General features: G+C 60.9%; 17 protein-coding genes and 2 tRNA genes. 6 read left to right on the forward strand and 13 right to left on the reverse strand.

The genetic code is table 11. From position 1 onward, the window contains the following. Positions 1-37 precede the first annotated feature (37 nt). The 3 genes from AAAX59_RS04985 to cobM are packed head-to-tail and all read right to left on the reverse strand — an operon-like array spanning position 38 to position 2,241. Positions 38-271 carry a hypothetical protein gene (locus tag AAAX59_RS04985; protein ID WP_187359579.1) on the reverse strand — a complete coding sequence of 78 codons (234 nt, stop codon included), beginning with the start codon at positions 269-271 and terminating at the stop codon, positions 38-40. Continuing rightward, complete coding sequence (gene cbiD / locus AAAX59_RS04990) at positions 264-1,448, reverse strand: cobalt-precorrin-5B (C(1))-methyltransferase CbiD (protein ID WP_349070946.1); 1,185 nt, start codon at positions 1,446-1,448, stop codon at positions 264-266. The genes AAAX59_RS04985 and cbiD overlap by 8 nt, the downstream gene beginning before the upstream one ends. A 1-nt stretch (position 1,449) precedes the next feature. Next, a complete protein-coding gene (gene cobM, locus AAAX59_RS04995; protein ID WP_347479093.1) occupies positions 1,450-2,241 on the reverse strand; it encodes a precorrin-4 C(11)-methyltransferase in 792 nt (263 codons plus the stop codon). A 458-nt stretch (positions 2,242-2,699) separates the two neighbouring features. Between cobM and AAAX59_RS05000 the strand changes: the two genes are divergently transcribed. The 5 genes from AAAX59_RS05000 to AAAX59_RS05020 all read left to right on the forward strand — a co-directional run bounded on the left by AAAX59_RS05000 (position 2,700) and on the right by AAAX59_RS05020 (position 8,147). Continuing rightward, positions 2,700-3,626 (forward strand): sirohydrochlorin cobaltochelatase, encoded by a 927-nt coding sequence (locus AAAX59_RS05000; RefSeq protein WP_349070948.1) that lies wholly within the window; start codon positions 2,700-2,702, stop codon positions 3,624-3,626. A 145-nt stretch (positions 3,627-3,771) separates the two neighbouring features. Continuing rightward, positions 3,772-4,305, forward strand: a complete 534-nt coding sequence (locus AAAX59_RS05005; protein WP_349070949.1) for a hypothetical protein — start codon at positions 3,772-3,774, stop codon at positions 4,303-4,305. 4 nt (positions 4,306-4,309) lie between these two features. Then, entirely contained in the window at positions 4,310-5,881 is a 1,572-nt protein-coding gene (locus tag AAAX59_RS05010) for an ABC transporter substrate-binding protein (RefSeq protein ID WP_349070950.1), read from the forward strand. A gap of 4 nt (positions 5,882-5,885) precedes the next feature. Continuing rightward, entirely contained in the window at positions 5,886-6,926 is a 1,041-nt protein-coding gene (locus AAAX59_RS05015; protein WP_349070952.1) for an iron ABC transporter permease, read from the forward strand. Next, positions 6,927-8,147, forward strand: coding sequence for an ABC transporter ATP-binding protein (locus tag AAAX59_RS05020; RefSeq protein ID WP_349070953.1), 1,221 nt, complete (start codon positions 6,927-6,929; stop codon positions 8,145-8,147). It begins immediately after the preceding gene. A 111-nt stretch (positions 8,148-8,258) separates the two neighbouring features. On the opposite strand, the gene AAAX59_RS05025 is transcribed toward AAAX59_RS05020, so the two are convergent. The 10 genes from AAAX59_RS05025 to AAAX59_RS05070 form a co-directional block, all read right to left on the reverse strand. Further along, positions 8,259-8,870: a TetR/AcrR family transcriptional regulator gene (locus tag AAAX59_RS05025; RefSeq protein WP_349070955.1), complete on the reverse strand. Its 612-nt coding sequence runs from the start codon at positions 8,868-8,870 to the stop codon at positions 8,259-8,261. A 116-nt stretch (positions 8,871-8,986) separates the two neighbouring features. Then, a complete protein-coding gene (locus AAAX59_RS05030; protein ID WP_349070956.1) occupies positions 8,987-10,294 on the reverse strand; it encodes a lysylphosphatidylglycerol synthase transmembrane domain-containing protein in 1,308 nt (435 codons plus the stop codon). A 150-nt stretch (positions 10,295-10,444) separates the two neighbouring features. After that, positions 10,445-10,521: transfer RNA gene (locus AAAX59_RS05035), tRNA-Glu, on the reverse strand. Positions 10,522-10,543: 22 nt separating this feature from the next. Further along, positions 10,544-10,620 (reverse strand) — tRNA-Glu (locus AAAX59_RS05040). Between the two features lie 127 nt (positions 10,621-10,747). After that, positions 10,748-12,142, reverse strand: coding sequence for a CCA tRNA nucleotidyltransferase (locus AAAX59_RS05045; RefSeq protein WP_195568104.1), 1,395 nt, complete (start codon positions 12,140-12,142; stop codon positions 10,748-10,750). Positions 12,143-12,306: 164 nt separating this feature from the next. Beyond that, entirely contained in the window at positions 12,307-13,239 is a 933-nt protein-coding gene (locus tag AAAX59_RS05050; protein ID WP_349070958.1) for a 1-phosphofructokinase, read from the reverse strand. A 189-nt stretch (positions 13,240-13,428) separates the two neighbouring features. Further along, positions 13,429-14,361 carry a 1-phosphofructokinase family hexose kinase gene (locus AAAX59_RS05055; protein ID WP_006233969.1) on the reverse strand — a complete coding sequence of 311 codons (933 nt, stop codon included), beginning with the start codon at positions 14,359-14,361 and terminating at the stop codon, positions 13,429-13,431. 74 nt (positions 14,362-14,435) lie between these two features. Beyond that, positions 14,436-16,139, reverse strand: a complete 1,704-nt coding sequence (ptsP, locus tag AAAX59_RS05060; protein ID WP_035138206.1) for a phosphoenolpyruvate--protein phosphotransferase — start codon at positions 16,137-16,139, stop codon at positions 14,436-14,438. A 133-nt stretch (positions 16,140-16,272) separates the two neighbouring features. Further along, positions 16,273-16,536 (reverse strand): HPr family phosphocarrier protein, encoded by a 264-nt coding sequence (locus tag AAAX59_RS05065; protein ID WP_022094575.1) that lies wholly within the window; start codon positions 16,534-16,536, stop codon positions 16,273-16,275. A gap of 419 nt (positions 16,537-16,955) precedes the next feature. Further along, complete coding sequence (locus AAAX59_RS05070) at positions 16,956-18,959, reverse strand: fructose-specific PTS transporter subunit EIIC (RefSeq protein ID WP_349070960.1); 2,004 nt, start codon at positions 18,957-18,959, stop codon at positions 16,956-16,958. Positions 18,960-19,231: 272 nt separating this feature from the next. Between AAAX59_RS05070 and AAAX59_RS05075 the strand changes: the two genes are divergently transcribed. Further along, complete coding sequence (locus tag AAAX59_RS05075; RefSeq protein ID WP_229026410.1) at positions 19,232-20,089, forward strand: MurR/RpiR family transcriptional regulator; 858 nt, start codon at positions 19,232-19,234, stop codon at positions 20,087-20,089. Positions 20,090-20,309 lie beyond the last annotated feature (220 nt).

A 20,309-nucleotide genomic window follows, 5' to 3' on the forward strand; every position in this document is an offset into this window, starting at 1 on the left:
ACCCCCTCTCAGTGAACGCTATGCAGGAAACCCTCATCTAGCGCACCACCATCGTCGAGAAGTAGCTGCCCCGATCGGGCACATCGTCGAGCGAGCGGTACACGCGCTCGCCCGGAAGCCCACAGTCCTCTACAAGCTCGGCACCGTCGAAGGCACCCTCCTCGCAAAGGAAGCGCTTCGTGTCCGCAAGCGAGCGGCGCGCCTTCATGACCACCTTCGTCCCCGGCCAGCCGATTGCACGGCGCACCCCGTACAGAACGCCTTTACTCATACGTCGCCCCCAATTTCCCGATAACTGCATCGGCGCCCGACGTGCGGAAAAGCTCGCGGCGCTCGGCGTCGAACACGACCGCGGCGATGTCGCATGCGCCCGCCGCGCGGCGGCGCAACCTGTCCTCAATTGCCGCAGCGAGCGAGGCGCGCGCAGCGTCCCCAACGCCGGCGGTCTCGATTACCTCGAGCGCCGCCGTGGTCGTGACGGACGACATGATCTCGCGCACGGTCTTCGCGCCCGCGCCGGCCATGGCCGCGTGGGCGGCCAGAATCTCCGCGCGGCAGTCGGCGGTACGCGAATGGGTGTCCATGATGCCGCCCGCGACCTTCACCAACTTGCCGATGTGTCCCACAAAAAGGACATTGGTAAATCCCTCGCGAACGCAGCAGTCAATCGCATCGCCCACAAAGTTGGAGATGAAGACCACCGGCGCACCGTTTAGGTGGAAATGCCCCGAGATGAACTGCCCGCCGTAGTTGCCGGGCGTGAGCACGACTCCGCGCCGCCCCATAGCCGCATGCTGCCGGATCTCGAGCACGATGCTGTCGCGCAAGGCAGCGAGGCTGCGCGGCTCGACGATGCCCGTCGTGCCCAGGATGGAGATGCCGCCCTCTATCCCCAGATGCGGGTTGAAGGTCTTTTTGGCAAGGGCAACACCCTCGGGTACCGAAATCGTCACAGCAATATTTCCAGAAAAGCCGTGCGCGGCGCACACCTCGCGCACCGCCGAAGTGATCATCGCGCGCGGCGTCGCGTTGATGGCGGCCGCCCCCACCGGCTGCTCGAGCCCGGGCAATGTCACGCGCCCCACGCCCACGCCGCCATCGACGGAAACTTCCGATTCGCGCGCGGGCACGTCCTTGCTGCCCGCAGCACCCGTGCCCGACCCCGCATGTTCCACGTGCGCGTACACGAGTACGCCGTCAGTCACATCGGCATCGTCGCCTGCGTCCTTTCGCACGGCGCACTGGACGCACCCCTCGCCGATGCATGCGTCGACCACGTTCGCCTCGACGGGCAGCCCGCCGGGGGTGACGATCGACACGAGGCCGACGGGCTTTCGTGACAAGAGCATCTCGCAGGCCGCCTTCGCCGCGAGCGCGGCGCAGCTCCCCGTGGTGTAGCCGCAGCGCAGGCGGGTCGTCCCGGTATATATGTAGTGCTCGAAGGCCACGCTAGCTGCTCGCCTTCCGATACCCCGTGGAAAACGAAGGGTCGTAAAGCTTGCTGCGCTCGTACGACTCCGCTTGCGCGCCGTTGTGTGCAAGCCTGCCGCGAGCTCCGAGCACGCGGCCCACCACCACGAGCGCCGTGCGGTCGATGCCCTCTCGCGCGCCCGCATCGGCGAGCGTGCCCACTGTGCATCGCACCACGCGCTCCTCAGGCCAGGTCGCCTTGTACACGAGCGCCGCCGGCTCGTCGGAGCTGCGGCCCGCAGCCAAAAGCTCGGCGGAAAGCTCGGCGAGCATACCCGAGCTCAGGAAGATGACCATAGTCGAGCCGCTTTCCGCCATGGTGCGCATGCCCTCGCCCGCGGGCATGGGGGTGCGCCCGGAAAGCCGCGTGATCACGACCGACTGGCTGATTCCCGGCAGCGTGTATTCCTGGCGAAGCGCCGCCGCGGCACCGCAAAAGCTCGACACGCCGGGCACCACCTCGTAGTCCACGCCGCGCGCGTCGAGTGCGTCCATCTGCTCCTGGATGGCGCCGTACAGGCACGGGTCGCCCGTGTGCAGGCGCACCACTTCCTCGCCCCGCGCATCCGCCGCGCACATCACGTCGAGCACTTCCTCCAAGGTCATGTGCGCGCTGTCGTAGACGACGCAGGATTCCTTGCACTCGGCGAGCAGCTCGGGGTTCACAAGGCTCCCCGCCCAAACGACCACGTCGGCCGCGCGCAGAAGACGCGCCCCGCGAAGCGTGATAAGGTCGGCGGCGCCCGAACCTGCGCCAACGATATGAATCATCCGAGCCTTCCCTTCCCGTTTCTCATCGCAACCGTTTACGCCGCCATTCGCGCAGCGGGCAAAACACGGCGCCTGCGGCGACAATCGGCGCAAATACGCAGGCAGAAGGCGCAATGCCGCCCGCCCTGGCTTTGACACGTTCACAAGTGCCCACTATCATAGTAAAAGATTCGGCAACGAGCATATGACAATCGGATAAAAGGAAATGACCGGCGCGGCGCCCGCACAGCCCGCGCTGGCTTGCGGAGGGAACCAGGTGGGAATCCTGGGCAAGGGACATTACTGTATAGGACGCGCGGGCGAACCGCCTCACGCCCCAAGCCAGACTGCTTCGCCTTTTCCTCACGGCATCGCCGTGGCGTTAGCTCCTTGTGAACCCCGAGGGGTGCGCTTTTCTTTCGCTTGTGCCGACAAGCAACTGTCGCCGGGGGACCGGCAAACCGAGGAAAGGAAAAACCATGTCCGAACAGATGTCACGCCGCGGCTTCATGAGCGCCGCGTCAACCGGAGCCGTCGCGCTCGCCGGAGTCGCGCTCGCGGGCTGCTCCAACACCTCCGCGAGTTCCGAGAAATCGAGCGAAAAGGAGAAGGCCGTGAAGCCGGTCATCCTCGTCACGAGCTTCGGCACGAGCTACAACGACTCGCGCCACATCACCATCGGCGCCATCGAAGACGCTATCCGTGAGAAGTACTGGCAGGACTACGACATCCGCCGCGCCTTCACCGCGCAGATCATCATCGACAAGCTGAAGAAGCGCGACGGCATCACGATCGACAACATGACCGAGGCGCTCGACCGCTGCGTGGAAGACGGCGTGAAGGAAATCGTCGTGCAGCCGACGCATCTCATGGCTGGCCTGGAATACGCCGACGTGAAAGACGAGCTCGACAAGTACGCTGACAAGTTCGACAAGATCTCGCTCGGCGACCCGCTGCTCACCTCCGACGACGACTACAAGAAGGTGGCCGCAGCCATTAAGGAGAACATGGCGTCCTTCGACGACGGCAAGACGGCGCTGTGCCTCATGGGCCACGGCACCGAAGCCGATTCCAACGCCGACTATGCCAAGATGCAGGAAGTGTTTAAGAACGAGGGCTTGACGCAGTTCTTCGTCGGCACCGTCGAGGCTGAACCGACCTGCGAGGATGTTATCGCCGCCGCGAGCGCCGCAGGCTACAAGAAGGCCGTGCTCGCGCCGTTCATGGTGGTCGCGGGCGACCACGCGAACAACGACATGGCAGACGAGACCGACCCCGACAGCTGGGCTGCGAAGTTCGTGGCCGCCGGCTTCGAAGTGACGTGCCTGCTTCAGGGTCTGGGACAGAACGTCGCGGTCGACGACATCTACGTCGCGCACGTGGACGACGCCATCGCCAAGCTGTAAACTCGCCGCGCACGGGGGCGCCGGTCGCGTCCCCGTGCAACGGGCATGCGCCTTCCCCGACTGACGGCGCATGCCCGTTGCATTCGCATCCCGCCCGCCCACCGCACGGCGCGGGCGGTCGAAGCGATTGAAAGGATCCCCCTCCATGTTGAAGAAAACCCTCGCCTTCGCCCTGTCAGCGGCGCTTTTCGCGTTCTCGCTCGCCGGCTGCGGCGGAAATTCAATCGACATCGCAAAGGCAAGCGATGCCGATTCCCAGGAAAAGACCGAACAGGCGGCCGATGCGCCCGAGGGCGCAAGCGCTGCCCCCATCACCGCCGACAAGGTGGCCGACGGCACCTATCCGATCACCGTAGATTCCAGCTCGAACATGTTCAGGATTGTGGACGCCCAGCTCATCGTGGAAAACGGCTCCATGCACTGCGTGATGACGCTTTCCGGCACGGGCTACGGCAAGCTCTTCATGGGCACGGGCGACGAGGCTGCCGCCGCGAGCGAGGCCGACTTCATCCCCTATGTGGAAAACGCGGAAGGCAAGTACACCTACGACGTGCCCGTTGAAGCGCTCGACGAGGACACCGCCTGCGCCGCGTGGAGTATTAGAAAAGAGCAGTGGTACGACCGCACGCTCGTGTTCGAATCCGCCGGCGTCGATCTGCGCGCCGACGCACTGAAGTAACGCCATGCGGTCGATTCTTCCCAAGGGGGAAAGCAGGAAGCGTCGCAGCATCGCGGTGCGCGCGATCGCCTGCGTTCTCGTCGCCCTGTTCGCGCTTCCCTTCGCGGGGTGCAGTGCGAGCCCGAACGCGACCGGTGGCACGGCAGGCTCTCAGGAATACACTGTGAGCGTCTCGCTCTCCGGCGGGTCAGGGCGCGCAAGCATCGCCTCACCCACCACAATTGTGAAGGATGGCGACACCTACACCGCGACCATCACCTGGTCGAGTTCGAACTACGACAAGATGACCGTCAACGGCGTGGACTACGCGCCCGTAAACGACGGCGGCAACTCCACGTTCGAGATACCCGTCACGCTCGACGAGGACATCGCCGTGTCGGCCGAGACCGTCGCCATGTCAACGCCGCACACCATCGACTACACGCTCCACTTCGATTCATCCACCATGAAGGAGAAATCGGGCGACGAAGCAAGCGGCGGCTCCCCTGCGGGAACGGCTTCAAACGCCGCGGCCGACTTCCACAACGCCGATTTGGGCTGCGGCTGGAAGCCGACGGGGACGCTTCAGCTTGAATACGCCGAGCACTTCACTGTCGACGAGTACGAAGGCGGCCTGCGGCTTATCTGCATTTCGAACGGGGAGCGCTTCCTCGTGGTGCCGCAAAATGCAAAGGTACCTGATGGGTTGAGCTCCGACATCGCGGTCATAAGGCGCCCCGCCGACAAGGTGTACCTCGTGTCGTCGGCGACGATGTGCCTGGTCGACGCGCTCGATGCGAACGACAATATCATTATGTCGGGCACGAAGGCCGACGATTGCTCGGTCGCGGGCTTCAAAAGCGCACTCGAAAGTGGGGCGATCGCCTACGGCGGCAAGTACAGCGCGCCCGACTACGAGCGAATATCGGCCTCGGGCTGCACGCTCGCCATCGAGAACACCATGATCAACCACACACCGGATGTGAAGGAAAAGCTGCAGAAACTCGGGCTCGTCGTGCTCACCGAACAGTCGTCGAGCGAGCCCGAAGCACTCGGGCGCGTCGAGTGGATTAAGCTTTTCGGCGTCCTGTTCGACAAGGAAGACGAGGCCGCGCACCTGTTCAACGAGCAGAAGGCCCGCGTCGAGCAAACGTCGGGGCTCGCGTCGTCAGGTAAAACCGTGGCGTATTTCTACATTAACTCGAACGGGGCCGCCGTCACGCGGCGGGCGGGCGACTACGTGGCGCAGATGATCGAGCTTGCAGGCGGCAGTTACGCGCTCGATGACGCGCAGACGGCGTCGACGTCAGGTTCGTCAGTAACGCTCGAAATGGAGCGCTTCTACGCGACGGCGAAGGATGCCGACATCATCGTCTACAACGGCACCATCGACGAATCGGTTGCCACCTTGAACGACTTCGTAGGCAAGAACGCGCTATTGTCGCAGTTCAAAGCCGTGAAGAACGGCAACGTCTGGGTCACAAGCGCCGACATGTACCAGCAGATGACTTCTACCGCCGACATTATCGACGAGCTGCACGGGGCGTTCACCGGCGATGACTCGAGCGGCTTCCATTATCTGAGGAAGCTCGGGTAGCGCCATGAGAAGCCGGCTTTCCATAGCATACGACGAATCGGGGCGCGCCGCGCGGTGTCGCGTCGTGACGGCGCTGCTCGCTGTTGCCCTCATCGTGCTCGTCGGGGCCAACCTGTGCATCGGGAGCGTGCTCGTGCCCGCAGACCACATCCCCGGCATCCTTTCGGGCGGCGCGGCCAATTCCATGGAAAGCCAGATCATCTGGGAGATTCGCCTGCCGCGCGTGCTTTCAGCCGTGCTTCTCGGCGGGGCACTTTCGCTCTCCGGGTTCCTGCTGCAGACGTTTTTCAACAACCCCATAGCTGACCCGTTCATCTTGGGCGTCTCCTCGGGCGCAAAGTTCGTCGTCGCGCTTACGATGATCGTACTTCTGGGCGCGAACCAGGCCATGTCCTCGCCGGCCATGGTGGCCGCAGCGTTTCTGGGCTCGCTTATCACCATCGGCTTCGTGCTCCTCATCGCACGGCGCATAAGTTCCATGGCCATGCTCATCGTGGCGGGCGTCATGGTGGGATACATCTGCTCGGCGGCGACGAACTTTCTCATCGCCTTCGCCGACGACCAGTCCATCGTGAACCTGCACAACTGGTCTTTGGGTAGCTTCTCGGGTTCGAGCTGGGACGACATCGCGGTCATCGCGGTCGTGGTGATCACCGTGAGCGCATGCGTATTCGCGATATCGAAGCCCCTTTCCGCCTTCCAGCTGGGAGAAGCCTACGCGAAAAGCGTCGGCGTGAACGTCGCACGCTTCCGCGTGGTGCTCGTCCTTCTAGCGAGCATGCTCTCCGCCTGCGTGACCGCGTTCGCTGGTCCAGTGTCGTTCGTAGGCATCGCGGTTCCGCATCTCGTTAAGTCGGCGCTGAAGTCGTCGAAGCCCATCCGCGTGATTCCTGCATGCTTCTTGGGAGGCGCCATCTTCTGCGCGGGCTGCGATTTGATCGCGCGCACGCTGTTCTCCCCCGTCGAGCTTTCCATCAGCGCCGTCACCGCCATCTTCGGCGCGCCGGTGATTATCGCACTCATGTTGAAGAAGCGGGTGAGGTAGATGGGGGAATTCGTGCCACGGCCCAAAACGCTCCGCGCGGAGTCGAACCTCGAAACCCCGGTCGCAACGAAGGCTGACGGAGCGCCGCTTTTCCGCATAAGCGACCTGTCGGCGGGCTACGACAAGAAGGTCGTAGTCGAAGGCGTCGAGCTGGAGGTTCGCGCGGGCGACGTCGTGGCGCTCATCGGGCCGAACGGCTCGGGCAAGTCGACCATCTTGAAAACCATCACACGCCATCTGGCACCGCTTGCCGGCGCGGTCGAGCTCGACGGGCGGGAGATTTCCCGATGGAAGACGGCGGAGTTCGCAAGGAACCTTGCCGTTATGCTGACAGATCGACCCCGGACCGAGCTCCTCACCTGCCGCGATATCGTAGAGGCGGGAAGGCATCCCTACACCGGGCGAATGGGCACACTCTCGCCCGACGACCATAGTCGGGTCGACGAGGCCATGAAAACCGCACATGTGGAAGAGCTCGCCGAGCGCGACTTCATGCAGATAAGCGACGGGCAACGCCAGCGCGTCATGCTCGCACGCGCCATCGCGCAGGATCCGCGCGTGCTCGTGCTCGACGAGCCCACGTCGTATCTCGATATCCGCTACCAGATCAACCTGCTGCGAATACTTCGCCACCTTGCGAAATCGCGGAATGTTGCTGTCATCATGTCCATCCACGAACTCGAGCTCGCGCAGAAAAGCGCCGACAAGGTGATTTGCGTGAAGGACGGCCGGGTCTTCCGCGCCGGCGCACCCGAGGACATATTCACGCGCGAGACGATTGACGAGCTCTACGGCCTTCAACATGGCACCTTCAACGAGCGCTTCGGCAGCGTGGAAATTGGGCGCCCGCACGGCGATGCGCACACGTTCGTCATCGCCGGCGCGGGTACGGGGTCGGCTGTGTTTCGCCAGCTCATCCGGCAGGGCAAGGCGTTCTACGCGGGCGTTCTGCACGAAGGGGACATCGACTGTGAACTCGCGCGCGACCTGGCGGCGGAATGCGTGGCCGAGCGCGCCTTCGAGCCTATCGGGGATAAAACCATAGCCCACGCCAAAGAGCTCCTCGTCCACTGTGCGCGCCTTATCGTGTGCCCCGCCGCCTTCGGCACCATAAACGCCCGCAACGCAGAACTCGTCGAGTTCGCACGCTCACATGGTATCGAGGTCATGCGAGCGTGCGGAGGCGCATTGGAGGATTCCAAATTGGAGTGGGAAGGATAAACTGGACTTTCTTTTAAGGATCCTCAGGCTACAGCTCCTACACGGCGAGGTCTACAAGGCGCCAGAGAACCTCGTGAACAGGAATTTCCACGCCGACGAGCCCAACTAAGCCTAATCCAAGCGAGATTCCAGACTCGACAGACCATTGAGAGTCAGATCGTTGGCGACCCCAGAGACGCGCTCGATAGGAACCGAGCCGTCAGACAGCGCCCACGTGCGATAGATACCGATAATACCCGACAGCAAAAACGCCAGATAGTAGTCGAACATCTCGTCCTTGAGACCTTGGGGCAGCAGATCGCGTTCGGCAATCTCGTGCTCGAGCGGCGCACGAAGACGAGCCATAAAATCATCGAGCGGAATGTTCTCGATCAGCTGACGATTGAGCACCAAGTTGTTGCACAGTGCCTCGTTAACGGTTTTAAAGAAGGTCGCCGCCGCGCCAAGAGCGCGCTCATTGGTGTCGCCGTCCATGGAAGCAAGCGTTTTCTCGACCGAGTCGACAATCATCTCCACCACATCGGCGGCAATGGCATCAAGCAGGCCGTCAACCGTACCAAAGTGAACGTAAAAGGTCTTGCGGTCGACATTGGCCTCGCGCGCGATGGCACTCACCGTAATGTCTGCCAGCGGCTTTTCCATGAGCAGGTGCTCGAAAGCCGAAAGGATGGCATTACGGCTGCGAACGATGCGACGATCAAGACGCGGTTTGTTGGTTGCCATGGGCGTGTCCCTTCGATATGCGAGCGTTCATCAACAGATGAGAGATAATCTACGTAAGAGGATTATCCCCCATACAGCACAAATATGCCTCGCATCATGAAGAACGCACGACTGCCCTATTGCGACTTAGGGTGCTTCTTCTTATTGAGTGCCGACGGAGATACGCGAATACCATCGCCTGTCTGGCGAACATAGGCTTTATGAGCCGGCTTAGCGGTCCCAGAAGCCTTCTGAGCCTGCTTCTTGGGATCAACAGTAACAGCATTCGCGGGGTGCGGCTTAGTGGGCGTAGAGGGCGTCTGAGGCGTGCGGCCGAGCTTGCGCATCACGCGATCCCAGCGCGCATGGATGCTCTCGTTGTGGGCGCTCTTAAGGCCCAGCAGGGGCGCAGCCAAAATGGTCGGCGCAATAAACGTAATGAGGCGCCACAGCAGATAGCCAGCGGTCGAAGCCGACCCAAAGAAATGACCCAAGAACAATGCAAAGCCGCCCTCAGCGCCACCAGTTCCACCGGGCAGGGGGACCGCAGAGCTCAGCAGCTGGACAAAGGCGCTCGCGGCCATGACCGAGAAAAAGTCGACCTCGTGGTGGCCAAAGGCAAGCATCAGGAAATACGGCACGAGGTAGAAAAACGCGAGTTGCAGCATGGTGATGACCACCGTGAGCAGCATGGAAGAAAAATGTCCGGCCGAAAGCTTGAACTTCTCGGAGAAGGAGTAGATCTCGCCATCGACAAACGTGCGCCATCCCTCGATCTTAGTGGCCGAGACACCAATGCGCTCAAGCCAATTGATGATGCAATGGGCGACGCGCGTGACGGTCTTAGGCATGAGCGCGACGGCGAAGATGCCAAGCAAGATGCAGCAGTGTCCACCAAAGCTAAAGACGCACAGCAGCGTCATGTCGCCATAGCGCTCGGCAAAAAAGGGCATGCGAGCAAGCAGTAGGATAGCGCCCCAGGCAACGAGGCCAAACTGGTACACGATAAAACGCGTGAATTGCGTGGCGCCGGCCTCGCCCACGTTTTGGCCGGCCTTGGTCAGGCGATAGATCTGAGCCGGGGTGGAGCCCATCATCATGGGCGTCAGGTTGCCAAAGAAGATGCCACTCGCCTCGACCGAGATCAGGTCGCGGATGCCGACGGGCGAATTGGGATCGAGCCAGACGGCGATCGCATAGGCCACAATGCCAAAGAACAGGTACATGAACATGCAAAGACACGCGACAACGAGCCATGACGCCTGGACGCTCGACATAGCGGCCCAGAACTGCCCCATCTGCCCGGTTACCACCAGATAGACGATATAACCTACCAGCACGACGCCGATAAAGATGGCGCCGCGGCGTGCGCTCTTATTGTCATCTCCGCCCGAGGCCTCAACCTCGACCTGGGGCTTAGACGTATGCTGAGAGGACTCCGTCATGAGACTCCTTCTAACAGTCAAAATATCTTGGATATTGTACCCGTAAGGGCCATAGGCAGAACGCAAAGCTCTGGTTCAAACGGGAATTGCAGACGGTTGTTTGAAAATAAAAAACCCGGCCTTCCATAGGAAGTCCGGGTATCAGATGCGTGGTAGCCCGTACCAGATTCGAACTGGTGATCTCCGCCTTGAGAGGGCGGCGTCCTAAACCGCTAGACGAACGGGCCATAAGCCTCAGCAGAAAAGAAGTGGTAGCCCGTACCAGATTCGAACTGGTGATCTCCGCCTTGAGAGGGCGGCGTCCTAAACCGCTAGACGAACGGGCCACATGACATCTGCACTGCCGTGCTGCGAGGAAATATATTACGGGACAAAAAACGTCAGCGCAAGAAGAAATTCCAAATTGCCGAAAAATTGTCGGCAGGTTATGGAACACGCAGGTAAACTAGGTAGCTAATTCAAGTTGAGATGGACCAAAAGAGCTTCGCGATCGTTGGGAATGTTGTCTTCGATCACGGCGTCGAGGGCGGAGTTGAGAAGCTGCCCCAGTTCCGGCCCGGGCTTGACTCCAGCACGGATCAGGTCGCCGCCGTTGATGGCGAGCATCTTGAGCGTATAGGGCTCCCCCGCCCTCAGCAGCTCGTGCGCCATCGCGCGCATCTCCTCAATCGTCTCAACGTAATAGAAGCACGACGGGGCCTTGCCAAGTGTGTCGGCACGCTTAAGGTCCATGAGCTCGTCAATCAGGCGGGCCGTGTCGACGCCCTCACCCGAAAGCGCGCGCATCATATTGAGCAGACAGGAGCGCTCGGGGCGCAGCGGCTTGTCATGGTATTTGATGAGCAGGCACACGTCGCGCACCAAGTCGTGCGAGAGCGCCAGGCGATCCATAATGACGCGCGCCTTCTTGGCGCCGAGCTCGGGATGACCGTAGAAGTGTCCGCTACCGGCATGGTCGACCGTGAAGCACTCGGGCTTGGACACATCGTGCAAAAACGCCGCCCACATAAGGCTCGACGAGGGCGCGACGCCGTCACACAGCGCGAGCTCCCCCGCCACCGTCAGCACACGGGCGATATGCACGTAGACGTTAAACGCATGATAGACACTGCGCTGATCAAACCCGCGACCCGCTGCCAACTCGGGCACAGCGGCACAGATGAGCTCGGGATAGCGAAGCATCGCGTCTCCCCCATGACCGGTCGAAAGAATGCCCTCGAGCTCAATACCCACACGCTCACGCGCCACGGCATCGAGCAGCGGCGCGCACTCGGCAAGCGCACGCTTGGTCTCGGGCTCAATCATAAAGTCCAGACGGCAGGCAAAGCGCACCGCACGCAGCATGCGCAGGGCGTCCTCGTTAAAGCGACGCTTGGGATCGCCGACAGCGCGAATCAGCTTGCGCTCCAAGTCACCCTGTCCGTCGTAGCGGTCGACAAGCCCGCGCTCGGGATGCCAGGCCATGGCATTGACGGTAAAGTCGCGGCGCGCCAGATCGTCCTCGAGCGAGGCGGCACGCTCCACACTCTGGGGATGACGACCATCGGTGTAAAAGCCATCCAGACGGTACGTGGTGACCTCGATACGCTCGCCATCGGAAATAGCCGTGATTCCGCCAAATTTAATGCCCGACTCCACAACCGCGATGCCGGCGGCCTCGAGCGCCGCTTTGGACTCCTGCCACAGGCCGCTACAGCACATATCAACATCGTGGCTGGGGTACCCCATCAGGGCGTCGCGCACCCAACCGCCCACGTACCAAGCCTCAAGACCAGCCGCCTCAAGCGCGCGCAGGACGCGCAGGGACGCATCGGACGGTTGAGTACCGTTGAGCGAAACATTGCACATGCCTATGGCCTCCTGCGACTATCAAATTGGCTATCGATTGCGTCTGCAAGAAGTCTAGCAAGAAACAGCCTCCACTGCACACGCAAGTCCGATAAACAAAAACGCATCCGTCCTAGTCTAAGACGGATGCGAAATAATCAAACTATTCAGGCAAGGTGCCGGAACTAGCAGACCTGGCGGACCTCGATATGCTTCTTGTATTCATCCACCTTGGCAAAATCGCCCAAGCCGGGGCACTCGACCACGTTGGCGCCGGTGGCCATCGAAAGGCGCAGGGCATCCTCGACTCGCTCGGGGGCGTCGTGCCATACGCACAGGAAGGCAGCGAGCGAGGAATCGCCGGCGCACACCGTCGACAGCAGCTTGACGTCGAAGGTGCGATTGGCAAACCAGATATGCTCGCCGTTGGAGAAGTACGCACCGGCGCCACCAAGGGTCAGCAGCACGTTCTTGGCGCCCTTGGCATGAAGCTCGGCCATAGCGCCCTTGACGGACTCATCGTCGCCACCGCTCACCTTAATGCCAAAGATGTCGAGCAGCTCGTCATCATTGGGCTTGATCAGCAGCGGCTCCAGAGCAATGAGGTCTGCCAGCTGATGGCTCGAGATGTCGAGGACGAACTCGGCCCCCTTGGCCTTGACACGACGCAGGACCTCGGCCAAGAAGCCCTCGGAAGTGTTGGGAGGCAGCGAGCCACTGATGACCAGGCAGGTCATGTCATCGAGCGAATCGATAAGCTCAAACATCTCCTGCTCGTTGGCCTCGTTGATGGCGGCACCGGCGTTGACCATGTTGTACTCGGTGTCGGGGCCGGCATTGAGGAACACGTTGACGCGCGTGATGCCGTCAGTCCACACGGGCTTGACGGGCACGCCCAGGGCCTCGGCGCCCTTAACGATAAACTCACCCGAGAAGCCGGCAAAGAAGCCAAGGATCGTGGTGTCGACGCCGTAGTGGTCGAGCGTAAACGAGACGTTGAGGCCCTTGCCGTTGGGCGTGTAGACGGCATTGCGGGTACGCGTGACGGTGTTGGCGTCAAGGCCGTCGCAGGCGATGTTGTAATCAATGGCGGGATTTGCAGTGAGCGTGTAAATCATGAATGTTCCTTTCACGAAGCAACGTGTTAATGAAAGTATATTCCACGCATCGGTAAAAGGCTAGGACAACTCGGTGAACGGTGTGGAAGCGATGAAGTACGGCAGGACATCTCTCCCCCATGGCGGAACAAAAAAGGCGCCCCGGCCGAAACCGGGGCGCCGCATGCGCACGAATATGTCGCGTTTCGATTACTGACGATCGAGCTTGCGGACAGCAACGCGCTTGCTGTACTCGTCGACGTGACCGAAGTCGCCGATGCCGACGGACTCGGCAACGTTGGCGCCGGTGGCCATAGCGAGCTTCATGGCCTCCTCGACGTTGTCGCGATCCCTGTACCACTTGTGCAGGAACGCAGCGAGGGTGCAGTCGCCGGCGCAGACGGAAGAAACCAGCTTGATGTTGAACTCACGCTTGGCGTACCAGATGTCCTCGCCGTTGGAGAAGTAAGCGTCGCCGCGGCTACCACGGGTGAGCAGCACGTTCTGAACGCCAGCGTCGTGAGCCATCTTCATGGCAACGCGAACCTCGTCGTCGGTGTCGACCGGCACGCCGAAGATGGCCTTCATCTCATGATGGTTCGGCTTGATGAGCAGCGGCTTCTTGTGAGCGAGCTCCTTGAGCTTGTCGGAGGAAAGGTCCAGGACGACGTCGGCGCCACGAGCCTGAGCGTGCTCCATGACCTGAGCCAGGAAGTCGGGCGTAGCTTTGGGAGGCACGGAGCCGGAGACGATTAGGCACTCAAGATCGCCCGCGGTGTCCAGGATGTTGTAGAGCTCCTCCTGGTGCTGCGGCGTGATCGGAGCACCCGGGTTAAGGATGCCGTACTCGTGCTGGCCATCGTTGACGTAGGTGTTAATGCGCGTGATACCGTCGGTCCAAACCGGGCGGCAGAGGCAACCCAGGTTCATGACCTCCTCGACGATGAACTTGCCCGTGAAGCCAGCGAAGAAGCCGAGCGCGACGGTGTCGACGCCCATCTTCTTAAAGGCGAAGGACACGTCGAGGCCCTTGCCGTTAGCCGTGTAGCTGGCCGAGCCGGTGCGGACGTTCTCATCGGGCTCGAGCGGAGAGCTCGAAACCGTCATGTCGACAGCCGGGTTAGCGGTTAGCGTGTAGAACATTTACAGTACCCCCTGTATATGTGAGGGCCGCGTGGCCGGCCCATTCCAACCACGCGGTTACCTCTGATACCAAATTAGCGAGCTGCGGACTCGAGCAGTGCCTTGACCTCGGCGGCGGTGTTGCAGGCGAGTGCCTTCTCGGCGAGCTCGTCGCACTCGGCCTTGGTCCACTGGCTGATGGTCTTGCGGGCGCGCAGGATCGACGGAGCGCTCATCGAGAACTCCTCCAAGCCCCAGCTGATCAGCAGCGGCTCGAGCAGCGGATCAGCAGCGGCCTCGCCGCACATACCGACCATGATGCCGGCCTTCACGCCGCTCTCGATGATGTTCTTGAGCGAGCGGAGCACGGCGGGATAGTACACCTGGTACAGGTTGGAGATGGTGTCGTTGCCACGGTCGGCGCACATGGTGTAGCCGATCAGGTCGTTGGTGCCGATGGAGAAGAAGTCGGCGACCTCGGCAAGACGATCTGCGAGCAGCGAAGCGGCGGGCGTCTCGACCATAATGCCGACCTCGATGTTCTCGTTGAACTTTCGACCCTCTTCGGTCAGCTCGGCCTTGCACTGCTCGACGAGCTCCTTGACAGCCAAGACCTCCTCGACGCAGGTGACGAGCGGGATCATGATCTTGACGTCACCGAAGGCGCTAGCGCGCAGCAGAGCGCGGAGCTGGACCTTGTACTGGTCGGGATTGGCCAGGCAGTAACGCACAGCGCGGAAGCCCATGAAGGGGTTATCTTCCTTGACCATGTGCAGATACGGAATCTCCTTGTCGCCACCCACATCGAGCGTGCGGATGATGACCGGAGCGCCCTTGAGCGCGCTGGCGACCTTGCGGTAGGCGTTGAACTGCTCCTCCTCGGAAGGAAGCTCAGCAGAGTCCATGAACAGGAACTCGGAGCGGAACAGACCGATGGCCTCGGCGTCGTGATCGAGCGCGTTGGGCACGTCATCGGGGTTACCGATGTTGCAGGCGATGATCTTCTTGATGCCATCGGCAGTCACGGACGGCTTGCCACGGAAGGCCTCGAGGGCTGCCTTCTCGGCAGCGAAGGCCTCGGCCTTGGCGGTGTAGGCAGCAAGCGTCTCCTCGTCGGGATCGGCCTCGACGATACCCTTGCCACCGTCGACGACAACGGTCATACCGTTGCGCAGCGCGGTGCAGCTGTTGGAAACCGAAAGGACAGCCGGGATCTCGAGGGCGCGCGCAATGATCGCGGAGTGCGACGTGCGGCCACCGGTCTCGGTGACGATACCAGCAACGTGGGCCTTATCGATCGTGGCGGTCATGGACGGCGTGAGGTCGTGCACGACAACGACGGTGTTCTCGGGCAGGACGGAGAGGTCGACGACCTCCTTGCCCAGCAGCTCGGCCAGAATACCGGTGCGGATGTCGGCGATGTCGGCCGCGCGCAGACGGAACATCTCGTCGTCCATGGACAGGAACATGTTCTCGAACATGGTCGAGGTGTCCATGAGCGCCTGCTCGGCGCAGGTACCGCCGTCAATGGCGGCGTTGATGGCGTCGGTCATACCCGGATCCTGAGCCAGGACAATGTGTCCGCTCATGATCTCGGCCTCGGCCTCGCCCACCGTCTCCTTCATGTGGTCGGCCTGAGCCTGGGTCTTCTCGCAGAAGACCGAAAGAGCGGACTGATAGCGCTCCTTCTCTGCTGCCGAATCAGCAACCTCGTGCGGCTCAAACGTCAAGTCGGGATCGACGGCGACCATGACGGTGCCGATACCGATGCCCTCGGAAGCGTTGACTCCCTGATACATTCCCATTCCTCTCTCCGTGTCATGTGATAAAGCGTTTTGCCATATCCATGACAAAAGAGCGCAGTTACCTTACAACAGGTCACTGCGCCCCCAAATATGAACTTAGTTGTTCAACATGCGACCCGTTTGAGTTCTACTCGCCAAGACCGCTCTTGATGAGCTCGATGGCAGCAGCCAAAGCCTCGGCCTCGTCGGCGCCGTCGCACTTGACCTCGACCTCAGTACCGCAGGGGATACCAGCAGCCATGAGGGCCATCGGGGACTTGCCGTTGACCTCCTTCTCGGGGGTGACGACCGTCACGTCACAGGCGTACTTGCCCATGGTGGAGGCGAACAGACCAGCCGGACGCATGTGCAGACCCTGAGGATTAACGAGGGTAGCCTTCTCAGAAACCATAATTGACTCCTTTTTGTGTTTAACCCCTGTCATGCATGTGGCAGGAGTCAGATTCACGACGTTCTTTATATTAACTCACATCAAACGGTTTTTCATTATGTTTCAGACGAATTATTGGACAGATGTGTTTGTCGTCCGCTTGCTCGCCGGGCGGGCGAGCTGCGGAAACTCGGTCGGTCCAGAGTAATATCGTGCGAACGGAATTCTGGCTGATGACCTGTTCGCAACAAAGACTCGACAGGCGGCCCTCTCTATGCCCTTTTATAAGTTGCGGTTAAATAGGGACTGAATTTGGGGTTGAACCGTTTAAACAGTCCCTATTTCACCGCAACTTATGGGAGGGATAGAAAAAAGGCGGAGGCCCTGGAGAGGGACTCCGCCTTATATACAGGGGGCGATGTTATTCGCGAGCTGGTGGATTAGACCAGGCGGGCGTTGATCGTCTTGGCGATCTCGGCGGCGTCGGTGGAACCCTTGACGGTGGCACGGAAGTCCTCGTCCATAAGCGCCTCGGCGACCTTGGACAGGATCTTGAGGTGCGTGGTTCCAGCCTGAGCGCCCGGGATGAGCAGGGCGATGGCAACGTTGACGGGAGCGCCGTCCATGGTGTCCCAACCGGTCACGCCGGACTCGTCCTTGACAACGATGACGGCAGCCTCGGAAATGGCGTCGGACTTGGCATGAGGGATGGCGAAGCCCTCCATCATGCCCGTGGTGCCCTCGGCCTCGCGGGCCAGGAAGGCGTTCATCACGGCGTCGGCGTCGCTGGCGATACCGGCCTTGACAGCCTGGTTGGAAACGAAGCTCAGAGCCTCGTCACGGGAAGCGAAGTCCTCGGCGACAAAGACATTCTCGACCTTCACGAAGTCGGCAGCCTCGGCCTTGGGGGCCTCGACGGCAGCGGCCTTAGGAGCCTCAACCGACTTGGCTGCAGGAGCGGCCTTCTGGTTCTTCTCGAAGTCGTACTTCTTGAAGGCCACGAACAGGATGCCACCGACCACAGCGCCGATGAGGATCGCGAGAACCCACAGCGGACCGTTCTCGACAACGGGCAGGACCAGGAAGCCACCGTGAGGCGCCGGATCGTGAACGTTGAACATAATGGTCAGGATCGAAGCGATAGAGGAACCGAGCATCATGATGGGCATGACGGGCCAGATGTTCTTGGTCATGAACGGAATGGCGCCCTCGGTGATGTGGGTGCAACCAAGGATGAGGTTGACGACACCGGCGTCGTGATCCTCCTGGCTGAAATACTTCTTGCCGACGACGACGGCGAAGGTGGTGATCAGCGGCGGAACGATGCAGGCGGCGGAGACGGCAGCCATGAAGTTGGTGCCGAAGTTGTAAGTGTCGGTGCCAACACCGGCGGCCAGAGCCTCGGTGAGCATAGCGGTACCGGTGACGTAAGCAGCCTTGTTGACCGGGCCGCCCATGTCAAAGGCGCACATGCAGCCAATGGCAAGACCCAGGACAACGGCGCCAGAGGCGGACAGGCCCTTGAGGAAGTCCATCATGGCGGTGTTGATGGCAGCCATGGGGCCGGAAATGCCGAGCATGACCAGACCGACGATGGCGGTAGAGAACAGCGGGTACAGGAAGATAGCCTTGAGGCCGTCCAGGTTCTTGGGCAGACCGGCAAAGACCTTCTCGAGCAGCAGGATGACATAACCGGCGAGGAAGCCACCGACGATGCCGCCCAGGAAGCCGAAGCCCACGCCGGCGCCACCGGCGTCGATCATGCCGGTCTCGGCGTTAACAGGCAGGCCCTGGATGGCAATCATACCGGCGACGAAACCGGGGACGAGCGCTGGGCGCTTGCCGATGGACTCGGCGATGTAAGCGGAGAGCACCGGAACCATGAGGTTCATGGCGATACCGCCGATAATCTTGAGCATCGCGGCAAAGCTGTTGTAGTCGGCAGCCGTCGAATCAAAGGACGTGATGCCCCACAGGAACGAAATGGCGGTCAGAACACCACCGGCAACGACGAAGACCAGCATGTGGCTGACGCCGTTCATGAGGTGCTTGTAGATGACGTGACCGATGGACTCCTTCTCCTCGACCTCGTCCTCGACATCGGCGGCAGCGGCAACCGTGTCGTCGCCCTTGGCGGCGAGCGCGCGGTCGATCAGCTTACCAGCAGCCTCGACAGACAGGGCCTTGGAAACACCAACGGAAACCATGGGCTTACCGGCGAAACGCTCAGCCTGGACATCCTTATCGGCTGCGACGACGACGGCCTTGGCACCGGCGATCTCGCTCTTGGTGAGCTCGTTCTCGACGCCGACCTGGCCATGAGTCTCGACCTTAATGGTCAGACCTCGCTCGGCAGCAGCCTTCTCCAGCGCCTCCTTCGCCATGAAGGTGTGCGCAATGCCGGTCGGGCAACCGGTCGCGGCGATGATGTCAAACTTAGCCATGTGTCCCTCCTTCTTGAGTACAGCGCCCGCGGGCGCTCCCCTACACGCGCTTCGATGCGCGTTTTTCCACACTTGAAAGATACCAACCTACCGTCCGCGTGAGAAGAGACAAGGCGCAATTCTCCGGTGAAAGGTTCTTTCATAACCGTAAACGGCAAGTGAAAGTTTACCATCAACACTTGAAACGGCAAGGTGTATCTTGTAATTGAAAATGCCCGTATACTATGGCATTGCAAATCAAGCTAGATTTTCATGCCAACCAGGAGCCATCCATGACCGATAGTAGCAAGAGCGCACTTTCCCTCATTAGTACCCATCAGGGATACAGCGAGTCCGAGCAGCGCATTGTCGACTATATATTGGAGCACCAGTCCGAGGCGCCACGCCTCACGGCCGCTCAGCTCTCGCGCGCTGCCGCCACGTCCGAGGCGACCGTTTCGCGTTTCTGCCGCAAGCTGGGCTTTGGCAGCTTCCGCAGCTTTCAGTTTTCGTTGGCGCGCGACTTAGAGAGTCAGCGCAACGAGGGCCTGACCGACGAGGTCTCACTCGACAACATGGAGCAGAGCCTTAAAAATATCCTCGCCGCCAAGGTGAGTGAGCTTAATGCGACCATCGACGGCATTGATCACGACACGTTGGCCGCAGTTGTACACGCGCTTAAGAATGCCGGCGTTATTGAGTTCGCCGCCGTGGGCAATACAAACGCGGTCGCGCTCGACGCGACATTTAAGTTTTCGCAGCTGGGCCTGCGCTGCATGACGAGTACCATTAGCGAGACATCAATCGGCTTTGCGCTCACGTTGCGCCCGGGTGACGTCATCGTGCTAATCTCAAACTCCGGCAAATCGCGCCGACTGAATCGCATGGCAAAAGCGGCTCGCGACTGCGGCGCAACCGTAGTCGTCATCAGCAGCGACAGCAAATCCCCACTCGCGCGCCTGGCAGACTACACTTTTAATACCGTCAACCACGAAGCGCTACTGACGACGGGCGACTTTGCCTTCTCCAAGATCAGCGCCACGATGATCATCGAAGTCATCTACAACTTCCTGCTGCCCGAGATTGAAGACGCGCGTGAGCATATCAGCTACTACGAGGAGCTCATCCAGCCGGATAAGGTCGTTGAGTAGGTAAATTGGGGAGCCGATAGACGCCCCTCGCCACGAAACCCGCCCATCTACTACGTTTTAACCGCAACCGCCAACCATACACCCAAAATAGAGAAAACCGCAGGCTTTTTACCTGCACTGATAATTGTTCTCGGGGGAAGCGGGCACTGCGGGGCGCGGCAACGGCGCGCGATTTCCGCGTCGCAGCGCTACCCTGATGCTGAATGCCGGGACGATGACC

The organism is Collinsella sp. CLA-ER-H2 (assembly GCF_040092405.1).
GTDB lineage: Bacteria > Actinomycetota > Coriobacteriia > Coriobacteriales > Coriobacteriaceae > Collinsella.

Bases quoted from the DNA above. Each gene is read 5' to 3' on its own strand.
- AAAX59_RS05020 (WP_349070953.1), top strand. From the start codon at position 6,927: ATGGGGGAATTCGTGCCACGGCCCAAAACGCTCCGCGCGGAGTCGAAC.
- ptsP (WP_035138206.1), bottom strand. From the start codon at position 16,139: ATGTATCAGGGAGTCAACGCTTCCGAGGGCATCGGTATCGGCACCGTC.
- AAAX59_RS05050 (WP_349070958.1), bottom strand. From the start codon at position 13,239: ATGATTTACACGCTCACTGCAAATCCCGCCATTGATTACAACATCGCC.
- AAAX59_RS05015 (WP_349070952.1), top strand. From the start codon at position 5,886: ATGAGAAGCCGGCTTTCCATAGCATACGACGAATCGGGGCGCGCCGCG.
- AAAX59_RS05005 (WP_349070949.1), top strand. From the start codon at position 3,772: ATGTTGAAGAAAACCCTCGCCTTCGCCCTGTCAGCGGCGCTTTTCGCG.
- AAAX59_RS04985 (WP_187359579.1), bottom strand. From the start codon at position 271: ATGAGTAAAGGCGTTCTGTACGGGGTGCGCCGTGCAATCGGCTGGCCG.
- AAAX59_RS05010 (WP_349070950.1), top strand. From the start codon at position 4,310: ATGCGGTCGATTCTTCCCAAGGGGGAAAGCAGGAAGCGTCGCAGCATC.
- AAAX59_RS05045 (WP_195568104.1), bottom strand. From the start codon at position 12,142: ATGTGCAATGTTTCGCTCAACGGTACTCAACCGTCCGATGCGTCCCTG.
- AAAX59_RS05055 (WP_006233969.1), bottom strand. From the start codon at position 14,361: ATGTTCTACACGCTAACCGCTAACCCGGCTGTCGACATGACGGTTTCG.
- AAAX59_RS05000 (WP_349070948.1), top strand. From the start codon at position 2,700: ATGTCCGAACAGATGTCACGCCGCGGCTTCATGAGCGCCGCGTCAACC.
- AAAX59_RS05065 (WP_022094575.1), bottom strand. From the start codon at position 16,536: ATGGTTTCTGAGAAGGCTACCCTCGTTAATCCTCAGGGTCTGCACATG.
- AAAX59_RS05075 (WP_229026410.1), top strand. From the start codon at position 19,232: ATGACCGATAGTAGCAAGAGCGCACTTTCCCTCATTAGTACCCATCAG.
- AAAX59_RS05070 (WP_349070960.1), bottom strand. From the start codon at position 18,959: ATGGCTAAGTTTGACATCATCGCCGCGACCGGTTGCCCGACCGGCATT.
- AAAX59_RS05025 (WP_349070955.1), bottom strand. From the start codon at position 8,870: ATGGCAACCAACAAACCGCGTCTTGATCGTCGCATCGTTCGCAGCCGT.
- AAAX59_RS05030 (WP_349070956.1), bottom strand. From the start codon at position 10,294: ATGACGGAGTCCTCTCAGCATACGTCTAAGCCCCAGGTCGAGGTTGAG.
- cobM (WP_347479093.1), bottom strand. From the start codon at position 2,241: ATGATTCATATCGTTGGCGCAGGTTCGGGCGCCGCCGACCTTATCACG.